This is a genomic window from Synechococcus sp. J7-Johnson, from assembly GCF_024345795.1.
Lineage (GTDB): Bacteria > Cyanobacteriota > Cyanobacteriia > PCC-6307 > Cyanobiaceae > Regnicoccus_A.
In genome coordinates this window covers 1-11506 of record NZ_JAGQBU010000024.1, presented here as the reverse complement: position 1 = coordinate 11506, position 11506 = coordinate 1, and the positions used below count along the sequence as shown (strand labels likewise).

Sequence of the window (11506 nt, the reverse complement as noted above, 5' to 3'; positions counted from 1 at the left end):
CCCCTGGGGCCAATCCATCACCCTATGGGATGTCAGGGTGCCTCGGCCTGGCTCGTTCTCCTGCTGCGGCCATTGCCATGCCCTGCTCTGGATCCCACTGGCGTGAGCTTTTTCCCCAACTCTGTCCGCTGATCGGGGTGATTCACCTTGGGCCCCTGCCTGGATCTCCGGGCTGGGCCGGTGATCTGGGGCATCTGGAGGCTGCCGCCCTGGCCGATGCCGATGCCTATCTCAGCGGTGGCGTCGATGGCCTGATCGTGGAGAACTTCGGCGATGTGCCCTTCTGGCGGGGATCGGTGCCGCCGGAAACGGTGGCGGCAATGACCAGGCTGGCCCTGGCGGTGGTGCGGGCCACAGAGCAGCCGGTGGGCATCAACGTGCTGCGCAATGACGCGCTGGCGGCTCTGGCGATCGCCCAGGCCAGTGGCGCTCACTTTCTGCGGGTGAATGTGCTCAGCGGTGCCACGGTCACCGATCAGGGGTTGATCGAGGGGGTGGCCGCCGAGCTGCTGCGCCGGCGCCGCCTACTGGGTGCCGAATCGGTGAGGATCCTGGCCGATGTGCTGGTCAAGCACGGAGCCCCCCTGGCGCCGCTGTCGATGGCGGAGGCAGTGAGCGATGTGCTCGAGCGCGGCGGCGCCGATGGGGTGATCGTCTCGGGCACGGGCACCGGCAGACCCACCGATCCGGCCGATCTGGAGCAGGCCAGGGCTGCGGCAGCCGGGGCGCCTGTGCTGATCGGCAGTGGGGCCAATCCTCAGACGCTGCAGAGGCTTTCGGCTGCCTGTGACGGCGTGATCGCTGGCACGGCCCTCAAATGCAATGGCTTGATCTCTGCGCCGGTGGACCCCGCGCGGGTCAGTGCTCTGAAGCGGATGCTGCCACAATCGGCCCAGATAAAGCCCTTGCCGTGACTTCCACCCGCTTGAGCAGTCGTCTGAGCAGCCGTCGACGATCAGATCCCGGACTGCGCTGGGTCCGCGTCGTGATGGCTGTTCTGGCCACGATCGGTGCGATCGACACCGGTGCTATCACCCTCAAGCGTTGGGGGCTGATCGGCCCGCTCAGCTGCCCCGGGGGCTCCGAAGGCTGCGACAAGGTGCTCAACAGTGCCTGGGGCAGTCTCTTCGGCCAGCCGCTCTCGCTCTTCGGCTTCCTCGCTTACACCACGGTGCTGGTGCTGGCGGTGCTGCCGCTGATTCTCAGGGGCGAGGCCCGATCGGCCATCTCCGAGCGCAGCTGGTGGGGGCTGTTCCTTCTCAGCGGCGGCATGGCCGTGTTCAGCCTGCTCCTGATGGGGCTGCTGGTGTTCAAGATCAAGGCCTTCTGTTTTTTCTGTGTGCTCTCGGCTGTTCTCAGCCTGATCCTGTTCGTTCTCAGCCTCATCGGCGGCCAGTGGGACGACCGCGGCCAGCTGGTGTTTCGTGGGGTTCTTGTGGCCCTGCTGGTGGGGTTGGTGGGCCTGGGCTGGGCCGCCTCCGTTGATAGGCCCGCCGCCATGGGCACCCGCGGCACACCACCGCCCGTCATCAGCGTCAGTACCCCAGCCACCCTGGCCCTGGCGGAGCACCTCAGCCAGACCGGTGCGGTGATGTACAGCGCCTACTGGTGCCCCCACTGCCATGAACAGAAGGAACTGTTCGGCAAGGAGGCCAACGCCAAGCTGAAGGTGATCGAATGTGCCGCCGATGGCGTCAACAATCAGAAAGCGCTCTGCGACAGCAAGAACCTCCAGGGATTCCCCACCTGGGAGATCAACGGCAAGTTGGACTCCGGCGTCAAGACTCTCGCCAAACTGGCCGAATTGAGTGGTTTCAAGGGCCAGCTCTGAACTCACAGGCCAGCGTTCAGCCGGAGTTCCCCTTCAGCAACGGGGTGGTGTGGATCCCCTTACCGCACAGCTGCAGTGAGTGGCGCTGCCAGAAGGGCTGGGGCGCCGGGCAGTCGGTCCGGTAGTGGCCGCCGCGGCTCTCGCGGCGGAACAGGGCAGCCTCCACAAGCAGATCTGCCAGCGTGAGCAGCTGGCGCAGATCGTTGAGGGGGCGCAGAACACTTCCGCCTCCCGGTCCAAGGGGCAGTTGATCGCCGGGTTCGAGCCTGGCCAGGGCCTGAATCCAGGGCTGATCGTCCAGCTCCTGTCGCTGGTGGTGGATCAGCCGCAGGGCCTCCCGCAGGTCCCGCTCCTGGCGCTCTACCCCCGCCACCCGCCAGCAGAGATGGCGCAGCCGCTCGCTCTGGGCCAGCAAGTCGCTCTGCAGGGGCTGGGCCTGGGCGAGTGGGGAGGGGCAGCTGCCCCCCCCGGCAGGCGAGGGCGATTCCCAGGAGCTGGGCCAGGGCTGCTGCTCCGGCAGGGACAGGTGCCGCAGCTGCCCGGCAAAGACCAGGCATTCCATCAGTGAATTGCTGGCCAGCCGATTGGCGCCATGCACGCCTGTGCAGGCCACTTCCCCCACGGCGTACAGGCCCGGAAGATTTGTGGCGGCGCCCAGGTCGGTGCTCACGCCACCCATCCAGTAATGGGCGGCTGGAGCCACGGGGATCGGCGCCGAAATGGGCTCCAGGCCCAGCTCGCGGCAGCGGCGCAGGATCGTTGGAAATTGACGGTTCAGCCGCTCCTGTCCCACCGGGCGCAGGTCGAGCCAGAGGTGGTCCACGCTCTGGGCCTGCATGGTTCGCACCAGGGCACGGCTCACCTGATCGCGGGGCGCCAGATCGGCACTGGCCAGGTCGGCCACCGGACTGTGGCCGTGGGCATCGATCAGGCGGGCCCCTTCACCCCGCACCGCCTCGGAGATCAGGAAGTGGGGGGCCCCTGGCAGCATCAGGGCGGTGGGGTGAAACTGGACAAACTCCAGATCGCGGATGGCGGCCCCGGCCCGCCAGGCCATCGCCACACCATCGCCCGTGGACTGGGAGGGATTGGTGGTTTTCTCGAACAGGTGGCCGCCGCCGCCGCTGGCCAGCACCACGGCACCGGCCCCAAGCCAGCGCACCTGATCGTTCTCCAGCACCTGCAGGCCGAGACAGCGGCCCTGCTCGACCCAGATCTGAAGGGCCATCAGGCCCTTGCGCTGCACCAGCCCCGGGCGGCGCAGCACCTCCCGCTCCAGGGCATCCACCAGAGCGCCTCCAGTGCGATCCTGGGCATGGAGCACCCGCCTGTGGCTGTGGGCGGCCTCAAGGGTGGTGCTCAGGCCGCTGCCGTCGCGGTCAAAGGCCATGCCCAGCCCCAGCAACCGTTCAACGCAGGCCGGAGCCTGCCGAACCAGCAGATCGACGGCGCCTGGATCGCACAGTCCCGCCCCAGCCCGCAGGGTGTCATCGCGGTGGCTCTCCAGGCTGTCCTCAGCCCGGGTGACTGCGGCGATGCCGCCCTGAGCCCAGCGGCTGGCGGTTCGGGGTCCGCGCTCCTTGCTGAGCAGGAGCACCCTCAGCCCGGCGGGAAGCTCCAGGCAGGCCATCAGCCCAGCAGCGCCGCCACCCACAACCACCACATCCCAGCGCGGAGCCAGGGGTTGTTGGGGGTGGGGTGTCGAGGTCATGGGGCCGCAAAAAAAAGCCGCCGGAGACCGACGGCTTTCGGGGGGTCGCGACTGTAGGGGTTCAGCGGTAGACGCCCGGGTTGATGCGATCGTCGCCTTCATTAAGGGCGATCGAGGGTGCGGTCACCGTGAAATTGTCCTTGTACTTCTCGAACAATTCCTTCTGCCGATCCGTCAGATCCAGGCTGAGCACGTCGTCGATCTCCTCGTAAGGCCCCCCGAGCACGATCTTGCCGGCCAGGGTCGGATACATACCGGGAAATTGCTGGAAGCTGCGCACGGGTGAGTTATTGAGATCCACCTTGCCTTGGCGGGCCGCGATCTTCTCATCCGCCACATTGCGGAGCTCCTCCGCCTGGACCGCCGGAGGCAGGAGCAGGGACACCAGCAGGCCAGCCAGCAGCACGCCGCTCATCATCCAGGCAACCAGCCGTTTCATCGCAGTTCTCCGTGGTGTGGATCGGTGAGGATCGCCGTTGGATGGAAGCCTTGACTCGGAAGCTCTCCGAGCAGGGTCACGGGCAACGCTACAGGCCAGTTGGCGGATCAATCCACACAGCGCCAAGGCTTTTGCAGTTCTTCAATTCCCGCCCCCCAGTCCCGCTCCTCTTCAGATCAATCCACTGAGCTGGGGGCTGAGCAGGGCGGCGATCAGGAACAACCCGTCCACCGCCAGGGTGGTCAGCAGCGTGGCTGCGGCCAATCGCCCGCCAGCACCCGAGCGGCGGCATCGACGCGCCAGCAGCGTCAGGGCCACCGCGATCCCCATAACCAGAGCCAGCGAGGCCGGCTCCAGGACCTGCAGGGCTGCCCGATGCAACAGAGCGGGTGCTTCCTGGACCGGGGCGCTCAACACCTGCGGCCAGAGCGGCATGACCCCCGTCAGGGCGATGGCCCCATCGGTGCAGGCGGTGCCCAGCAGTGAGGCCAGATAGAACTGGGAGGCGCTGCGCCAGCGTCCATTCAGGCCGGCCAGGGCCAGAGGCAGGGCGAAGGCCTCGATCGGCAGATGCCAGAGCGGATGCAGGCGGCACCATCCCCAGAAGAGACAGCCGGCGAGCCAGCTGCTACTGAAGCCCACCAGCAGCGGCCCAAAACCGCGGCAGCGCTCTGGGCCCCGCAACTCCAGCAGCAGCCCGGCGGCTGTGATCACGGCTGTGAACAGCGTGGCGCTGCTGGGGTGCAGGCGGACCCAGGGAGCCTGAAGAAAGACAGGCACCACCACAAGGGCAGCGGCAACCATCGGCAGCAGGGCTGCATCAGATCCTCCCAGGGGCGCCTTCAGCGCTGCTCTGGATGGGCGCTGGGAAATAACGAGGGTCTCGGGGACCAGGGCGGACGTGGGAGGAGTGGCGGTGGCCCCGATCACCTGGTTCTGTGAAGAAAGGTATGCAACCTTAAGGGACGCCGGAGGTGGAGCTGTGAGCAGGGCGGTCATAGGGTCACTGGCTCCGCCGTGCCACTCCGCGCATGGGCTCTGCCCTTTCAGCCCCGGTTCCAAGCTTTCTTGAAGCCTGCTGGCACGCCCTGGTGCTTGGCATCGTGCAGGGCCTCACTGAATTCCTGCCGATCAGCAGCACAGCCCATCTCAAGGTGGTGCCCGTGCTGCTCGGCTGGGGCGATCCTGGGGTGGCCGTCACGGCCGTGATTCAGCTGGGCAGCATCGCGGCCGTGCTGGTTTACTTCCGCCACGACCTGGCGGAGGTGCTCTCGGGCGTCAGCCGTGCCTTCCGCCATGGGCAGTGGGGGGATCCTTCGGCGCGGCTGGGGTTGGCCATGGCCATCGGCAGCCTGCCGATCGTGCTGGCCGGCCTGGCCATCAAAATCCTGTGGCCGGCCTACGAGAGCTCGCCGCTGCGCGGCATCACCTCGATCGCCCTGGTCTCGATCGTGATGGCCCTGCTGCTGGCCCTGGCCGAGCGGAGCGGTCGACGCCAGAAGGACCTGCCCCAGGTGCGCCCGATTGATGGCCTGCTGGTGGGCATCGCCCAGGCCTTGGCCTTGATCCCCGGGGTGTCGCGCTCCGGAAGCACCCTCACCGCATCGCTCTTCGATGGCTGGCAGCGGGCAGCGGCGGCCCGATTCTCTTTCCTGCTCGGAATCCCGGCGATCACACTGGCGGGACTGGTGGAGCTGAAGTCGGCCTTCGCCAGCAGCGCCAGCCACGGGCCGATCCCCTTGTTGATCGGCATTGCCTCAGCCGCCGTGGTGTCCTGGCTGGCGATCGCCTGGCTGCTGCGCTTTCTGCAGAACCACAGCACCTGGATCTTCGTGATCTACCGCTTGGCCTTCGGGCTGCTGCTGCTGCTCTGGGTCTGGCGGATGGATCCAGCCGTCAGCTGAAGCCCTCAGGCGCCCACACTGAAACTCTCCGCTTCGAGTCTCCACCGTGTGGAACGAACCCTCCGCAGGTCTTGTCCTGGCCCCTGTGGATTCAGTCCGCCAGCCCCAGCCAGCCGTGGTGGCCGCCGTGGAGCCCGGGTCGATCGGCGAAGACCTCGGGTTCCAGCCCGGGGACCGGCTGATCAGTATCAACGGGGTGCGGCCACGCGACCTGATCGACCTTCAGGTGCTGGTGGGGGAGGAGGAGCTGAGCCTGGAGGTGGAGGACCCCGATGGCACCCGCCATCAGGTCGAGCTCGAGAAGGATGCCGATGAAGGTCTGGGGCTTGCTTTCACCGAGGCCCTCTTCGATGGCCTGCGCCAGTGCAACAACCACTGCCCCTTCTGTTTCATCGATCAGCAGCCCCCCGGCCGGCGCCAGAGCCTCTATGTGAAAGACGACGATTACCGTCTCAGCTTTCTCTACGGCTCCTACCTCACCCTCACCAACCTCACCGCGGCGGATTGGCAGCGGATCGAGGAGCAGAGGCTCTCGCCCCTGTTTGTCTCGGTGCATGCCACCGATTCCGAGTTGCGCAGCCGCCTGCTGGTGAACCCAAGGGCCGGCCTGTTGCTTGATCAGCTGGGCTGGTTCGGCGAGCGGCGGCTGCAGATCCATGCCCAGGTGGTGGTATGCCCGGGGGTTAATGACGGAGCGGCCCTGGAGCGCACCCTGCTCGATCTGGCCCGCTTCGGTGCCGGCGACTGGCCGGCCGTGCTCTCCGCCGCCGTGGTGCCCGTGGGGCTGACTCGCTTCCGTCCCCCGGGAGATGGTCTGGTGCCGGTCGACCGCTCCTGCGCCCGCCGGGTTATCGAGCAGGTGGAGCCCCTCCAGGACCGCTTCCGGGCGGCACTCGGCAGCCGCTTCGCCTGGCTCTCCGACGAGTGGTATCTCATGGCCGGCCTTCCCCTGCCGGAGCGCGCCAGCTACGAGGATCTGCCCCAGCAGGAGAATGGGGTCGGCAGCATCCGTGCCTTTCTCGAAGCTCTCGATCAGGCCACCAGCCGCCTGCCCCTCCGCTTGGTGCAGCCCCGGCGCCTGAGCTGGGTCGTCGGGGGCTTGGTGGCCGATGCCCTGCAGCCAGTGGTCGATCGCCTCAATGCCGTCGAAGGGCTGTCGCTTCGGCTCCATGGTCTGCCCAGTCCCTACTGGGGGCAGGAACAGGTGGTCACCGGCCTGCTCACTGGCTCCGATCTTCTGGCCGGCCTGGAGGGCCAGGCGCTGGGGGATGAGCTGCTGCTTCCCTCGGTGATGCTGCGTCAGGGGGAGCCGGTCTTCCTGGATGACTTCAGACTTGAGGACCTGCAGCGTCGGTTGCCGGCGCCGATCCGCCTGGTGCAGGGGGCGGATGATTTCGTGGCCGCCTGCCTCGGCATTCAGGCCTTGGCTCTTTAAGCTCGGGACTAACAACGGGTATCGGTGTGCGGCCCTCCTTCCTTGCCTCGGCAGCCCTTGCGGGGATGGCGCTCGTCCCTGGCTTTCAGGGCGTGAGCCTGGCCCAGGACACAGCCCCAGCGGCCGCTCCCCTGAAGGCTGCACCTGGACGCCCAGCCCAGCCCGTGCCGATTCCCCTGGCTCCTGAGGTCAAGGGAAACCGGCCCAAATCGGACCCCACCGTTCTTCCACCGGCGGCTACCGAGCTTGAGCCTGGTTTACGACCCCTGGCCTCCCCCCCCTCCCTGGCGCTGCCCACCAGGCCAGCCCAGGTCAAAATCCAGCAACTGCGGCCCCTGGGCCTCCGCGAGGTCGAGACCCTCGCCGAGACCAACAACCCCAGCCTCAAGGCGGTGGCCTCCCGGGTGGATCAAGCCAGATCCACCCTGCGCGCACAGATCTCCGCCTGGTACCCCAGCATCAACCTATCCACCGGAGCCTTCCCGGCCCTTACCAACAACTACCGCTTCAGTTACGACGCCGACGCCACCGGCCCCTTTGCCACGCCTGAGTCGCGCACGAAAGGGCAGACCCTTGGGGCCAACATGAACATCGGGATCAACTGGGACCTGATCAATCCCCAGAGGGTTCCCCAGATTTCAGCGGCCCGCGACCAGTTCGAGCAGGCCCAGAATCAATACCTGATCGCCCTTCGCGACCTGCGTCTTCAGGCGGCCCAGAATTACTTCAACCTGCAGCTTGCTGATGAGGGCGTGCGCATCGGTCAGGAATCGGTGCGGGCCTCTTTGGTGAGTCTCAAGGATGCCCGAGCCAGGTTTCAGGCGGGGGTCTCCACCAAGCTTGAGGTGCTCCAGGCGGAAACCCAGCTGGCCCGTGACCAGCAGTTGCTGACCAACTCTCTGGCCGAGCAGTCGGTGGCTCGCCGGGCTCTGGCCTCCCTGCTGGATCTTCCCCAGGACGTCACGCCGACGGCCAAGGAGCCGGCACGAGTGGTGGGCACCTGGATGCCGTCGTTGCAGGAAAGCATCGTGGCGGCCTATGCCTTCCGTGAGGAGCTCGACCAGGTAATCCTGCAGATCTCAATTGCCAACAGCAATGCCAATGCGGCGATCGGCGCGGTTCAGCCCTTTCTGAGCATCGTCAACAACTTCGGCTGGGATCGCAGCAACGGCCGGAATGGGGTTCCGGTGGATCTGCCGATCAACATGGGCAGTTACACCTACGGCGTCGACAATTCGATCGGCCTGAATCTGAGCTGGAATCTCTTTGACGGTGGTCGGGCCGCCGCCCGGTACCGCCAGCAGAAACAGGCGGCAGAAGAGCAGCGCTTCAACTTTGCCGAACGCCGCGATCAGATTCGGCTGGAAGTGGAAACCAGTTTCTACCTGCTTCTTCAGAACAACCGCGACATCACCACCACCTCCCGGTCGGTGATCTCTTCGCGCGAAGCGCTGCGCCTGGCCCGGCTGCGCTTCCAGGCGGGCGTCACCACCCAGCGGGAGGTCGTCGACAGCCAGCGCGACCTCACCCAGGCGGAGGTGAGCTATGCCCGCGCCGTGACCGACTACAACCGCCGGCTGGCCGAACTGAGGCGCCGCACGGGCCTGGATCAGGTGGCTTTCTGTCAGCCGCCCACCCTCCCATCAAGCAAGCCGGCCACCGATCTCACCACCCAGATTCCGATCGAGCCCCAACCGTTGTTACCGGCCTGTCAGTCTGAGGTGCGTACGCCGGATGGGCGTGGTCCTCTCTCCCCCTAGAGAGCGCCCGGCGGGGGATCAACCCGGGTGGCCGGAAGGTTTCGTTGCCTGAATCTTGCCCTCCACCATGGCCCTCTCCAGCTCGCCGCCCAGCCTCTCGATCGCCAGCACCGTGCGGCTGGGGCTGTTCCAGGGAAGCCTCGGCTTTCTGGCGGTGATTTTTGCCGGCATGCTCAACCGGGTGATGATCAGTGAACTGGGATTTCCCGGTCTGTTGGTGGGTGGGGCCCTGGCCTTCGAGCAATTCGTGGCCCCGTCGAGGATTCTCTTCGGCCAGCTCTCCGATGCCCGGCCCCTCGCGGGCCGCCACCGCACCCCATACATCTGGCTGGGCGCCGCGCTCTTCTGCGGGCTGGCGGTGCTGGTGGTGCCGGTGATCTTCCGGCTCGCAGCGGCCCGGGAGCTGGGGGATGGAGCCGCCATCACTCTGGGCACAGTCCTGATGTGTGCCCTGTTCGCTGCCTACGGACTGGCTGTTTCGATGGCCACCACCCCGTATCTGGCACTGGTGATCGACCGCACCCAGGAGAGGGAGCGCCCCCGGGCGGTGGGAATCATCTGGTGCATGCTCACAGTGGGGATCGTGGTGGGAGCGGTGGTGATCTCCCGGAGCCTCAAGGGGCTCGACGGCGTCACCGACCCGCTGGTGCTGGAGGCTGTGCTCTCCCGGTTCATGGTTCGGGCCGCCCTGGCGGTGATGGGTCTCACCTTGCTTGCCACCTGGGGCGTCGAGCCCGCCGCTCCGGCTAGCACCAAGGCCGTCGGCGGCGGCACCAGCCCAGCCCGCGACGATGCGATCACCATGCCCCAGGCCTGGCGTCTGATCACCTCAAGCCGGCAGGTGGCGGTTTTCTTCCTGTTCGTGGTGCTCTTCACCCTGGCCCTGTTCATCCAGGACCCGATCCTGGAGAGCTATGGCGCCGACGTGTTCGCCATGCCGATTGCCGCCACCGCCTCGCTCAATGCCTTCTGGGGGGTCGGCACCCTGCTCGGCCTGGTGCTGGCGGGTTGGTGGATCGTGCCCAGGCTGGGTAAGTACGCAACGGCCAGGCTTGGCTGTCAGCTGATCCTGGCTTCGATGCTCCTGCTGATCCTGAGCGGACTTGTGGGTGAGGTCCCCTTGCTTCAGGCGGTGCTGCTGCTCTTCGGGCTGGCCTCCGGCATCGGCACCAACAGCACCCTGTGCCTGATGCTCGATCTGACCCTGCCGGAAGCCGCTGGCACCTTCGTGGGTGTGTGGGGCCTGGCCCAGGCATTCTCCCGCGCCACGGCCAAACTGATCGGTGGCGGATTGCTGGATCTGGGTCGTGCCATCATCCCCGGCCAGGGTCCTTTTATTCCTTATGCCCTGGTCTTGGGCACGGCCGCGCTGATCGCCCTGGCGGCACTGCGGGTGCTGGTCGCCCTCAATGTTCACTGCTTCCGCGACGACACCACCAGGCAGCTGACCCAGGTCCTGACCACCGAACTCGGATGACTGCCACCTTTACCGCAATTCCACCCGAGGCTCTGAGGCTCACGGAATTGCTTGATGCCGTTGCCGAGCGGCAACGCAAGGATTTCGGCCACATGGCCTCGGAAGCCAAAGCCGATGGCAGCCTGATCACCGCCTGTGACCGCTGGAGCGATGAAACCCTGGTGCGGGGGCTGGAGCTGCTTTATCCCGGCGAGGGGGTTCTCAGTGAGGAGGGCCGCAAGCTGGTTCCCTCCACCGACGCCTACTGGGTGGTCGATCCCCTTGATGGCACCACCAACTTCGCCGCCGGGATTCCCTACTGGGCGATTTCCCTGGCCCGCTTCGAGGGAGGTGTCCCCGTGCTGGCGGTGCTGGATGTGCCTCCCTTGCGCCAGAGAATCATCGCGGTGCGAGGGCTGGGGGCCTGGCGCAATGGCAAATCCTTGAAACCACCGGGAGATGAGGCCCAGGCGGCCGGGTGTGCTTCGCTCTGCAGCCGTTCGATCGGGGTGCTGCAGAAGCTGCCGGATCGGCGCTTCCCCGGCAAGATCCGCCTGCTCGGGGTCGCCAGCCTCAACCTTGTGAGCGTGGCCATGGGCCAGACCGTGATGGCGCTGGAGGCCACCCCCAAGATCTGGGATCTGGCTGCAGCCTGGCTGGTGCTGAGTGAATTGCAGTGTCCCCTGCGCTGGCTGGTGCGCAGTCCCGAGCACCTGAGGCCTGGCGACGACCATGGCCACACTGATTTTCCGGTGCTGGCCGCCAGCAGCCCGGAGGCGCTCGAGCGCTTCATGCCCTGGGCCGAAGCGCTTCTTCGGGGTTGAGCCCAAAGCACGGCTAGTTCTGTGGTATGTTTTTGGACTGCGCGTGAGCCGAAAGGCAAGCGCTGCAGGGCTTGCAACTGAAGTGAGGGCGAGAGCCCGCCGCCGGTGTTGTAAGTTTCCAAAGCGGTCGGGAGACCACCGCGAGC

10 protein-coding genes are annotated in these 11506 nt (G+C 66.6%); 7 read left to right on the top strand and 3 right to left on the bottom strand.

All coding sequences use genetic code 11. From position 1 onward, the window contains the following. Positions 1 to 77 precede the first annotated feature (77 nt). Positions 78 to 914, top strand: a complete 837-nt coding sequence (locus KBY93_RS11690) for a BtpA/SgcQ family protein (RefSeq protein WP_255094590.1) — start codon at positions 78 to 80, stop codon at positions 912 to 914. Continuing rightward, positions 911 to 1831: a vitamin K epoxide reductase family protein gene (locus tag KBY93_RS11685; protein WP_255094588.1), complete on the top strand. Its 921-nt coding sequence runs from the start codon at positions 911 to 913 to the stop codon at positions 1829 to 1831. Before KBY93_RS11690 ends, KBY93_RS11685 begins: the two co-directional genes overlap by 4 nt. 16 nt (positions 1832 to 1847) lie before the next feature. Here the strand turns inward: KBY93_RS11685 and nadB are convergent, their stop codons facing one another. From nadB to KBY93_RS11670, 3 genes are all read right to left on the bottom strand, one after another. Then, a complete protein-coding gene (gene nadB / locus KBY93_RS11680; RefSeq protein ID WP_255094587.1) occupies positions 1848 to 3542 on the bottom strand; it encodes an L-aspartate oxidase in 1695 nt (564 codons plus the stop codon). 61 nt (positions 3543 to 3603) lie between these two features. Beyond that, positions 3604 to 3981, bottom strand: a complete 378-nt coding sequence (gene psbU, locus KBY93_RS11675) for a photosystem II complex extrinsic protein PsbU (protein ID WP_255094586.1) — start codon at positions 3979 to 3981, stop codon at positions 3604 to 3606. Positions 3982 to 4152: 171 nt separating this feature from the next. Then, on the bottom strand, positions 4153 to 4785 hold the full coding sequence (locus tag KBY93_RS11670) for a DUF3120 domain-containing protein (protein ID WP_255094585.1): 633 nt from the start codon (positions 4783 to 4785) through the stop codon (positions 4153 to 4155). A 227-nt stretch (positions 4786 to 5012) separates the two neighbouring features. Here KBY93_RS11670 and KBY93_RS11665 point away from each other — a divergent pair, with 227 nt between their 5' ends. From KBY93_RS11665 to KBY93_RS11645, 5 genes are all read left to right on the top strand, one after another. Then, the gene (locus tag KBY93_RS11665) at positions 5013 to 5885 is read left to right on the top strand and encodes an undecaprenyl-diphosphate phosphatase (protein WP_255094584.1); all 873 of its coding nucleotides are present in this window, start codon (positions 5013 to 5015) and stop codon (positions 5883 to 5885) included. 46 nt (positions 5886 to 5931) lie between these two features. Further along, on the top strand, positions 5932 to 7320 hold the full coding sequence (locus KBY93_RS11660; protein WP_255094583.1) for a TIGR03279 family radical SAM protein: 1389 nt from the start codon (positions 5932 to 5934) through the stop codon (positions 7318 to 7320). A 65-nt stretch (positions 7321 to 7385) separates the two neighbouring features. Continuing rightward, positions 7386 to 9080, top strand: coding sequence for a TolC family protein (locus tag KBY93_RS11655; protein ID WP_255094581.1), 1695 nt, complete (start codon positions 7386 to 7388; stop codon positions 9078 to 9080). Positions 9081 to 9135: 55 nt separating this feature from the next. Beyond that, entirely contained in the window at positions 9136 to 10557 is a 1422-nt protein-coding gene (locus KBY93_RS11650; RefSeq protein WP_315856408.1) for a BCD family MFS transporter, read from the top strand. Continuing rightward, positions 10554 to 11360, top strand: coding sequence for an inositol monophosphatase family protein (locus tag KBY93_RS11645; RefSeq protein WP_255094579.1), 807 nt, complete (start codon positions 10554 to 10556; stop codon positions 11358 to 11360). The genes KBY93_RS11650 and KBY93_RS11645 overlap by 4 nt, the downstream gene beginning before the upstream one ends. Positions 11361 to 11506 lie beyond the last annotated feature (146 nt).

Excerpts from the sequence above, each read along its gene's own strand:
- KBY93_RS11690 (WP_255094590.1), top strand. The coding sequence starts at position 78 with ATGCCCTGCTCTGGATCCCACTGGCGTGAGCTTTTTCCCCAACTCTGT.
- nadB (WP_255094587.1), bottom strand. The coding sequence starts at position 3,542 with ATGACCTCGACACCCCACCCCCAACAACCCCTGGCTCCGCGCTGGGAT.
- psbU (WP_255094586.1), bottom strand. The coding sequence starts at position 3,981 with ATGAAACGGCTGGTTGCCTGGATGATGAGCGGCGTGCTGCTGGCTGGC.
- KBY93_RS11670 (WP_255094585.1), bottom strand. The coding sequence starts at position 4,785 with ATGGTTGCCGCTGCCCTTGTGGTGGTGCCTGTCTTTCTTCAGGCTCCC.
- KBY93_RS11665 (WP_255094584.1), top strand. The coding sequence starts at position 5,013 with ATGGGCTCTGCCCTTTCAGCCCCGGTTCCAAGCTTTCTTGAAGCCTGC.
- KBY93_RS11655 (WP_255094581.1), top strand. The coding sequence starts at position 7,386 with ATGGCGCTCGTCCCTGGCTTTCAGGGCGTGAGCCTGGCCCAGGACACA.
- KBY93_RS11645 (WP_255094579.1), top strand. The coding sequence starts at position 10,554 with ATGACTGCCACCTTTACCGCAATTCCACCCGAGGCTCTGAGGCTCACG.